The sequence below is a fragment of the Bacillus sp. GbtcB14 genome (assembly GCF_019091205.1).
Classification (GTDB): Bacteria; Bacillota; Bacilli; order Bacillales; family Bacillaceae_G; genus Bacillus_A; species Bacillus_A cereus_AG.
Genome location: NZ_JAGXJT010000165.1, coordinates 1 through 268, shown reverse-complemented (window position 1 = coordinate 268; position 268 = coordinate 1). Strand labels below are relative to the sequence as shown.

Sequence of the window (268 nt, the reverse complement as noted above, 5' to 3'; positions counted from 1 at the left end):
AATCTCCCCAGATCGGTTCGTCAATTGTCACATTGAAGTTTTTAATGTCTTTTTCTGTCATTGAGCCGCCGAATTCCTGCACTGTTTCCGCAAGCTTTTTGGAGAATGCACCGTCATAGAATGCTTTTGTGCCTTTGTACTTAATAGCTGTAAATGTTTTGGCTAAGTCTTTTTGGATGAGTGTGTCTCCTTCTTTCAGAGGTTCTCCGTCCGGAAGAAACACGTCTTTTGCAGCAGTGTGTGATAATTTGTCTTTATAATCTGAGAT

At 40.7% G+C, this 268-nt stretch carries 1 protein-coding gene; it reads right to left on the bottom strand.

The window, feature by feature from the left end:
- On the bottom strand, positions 1 to 268 hold a 268-nt coding region (locus tag KVT31_RS29610; RefSeq protein WP_217613732.1), incomplete at both ends, for a gamma-glutamyltransferase.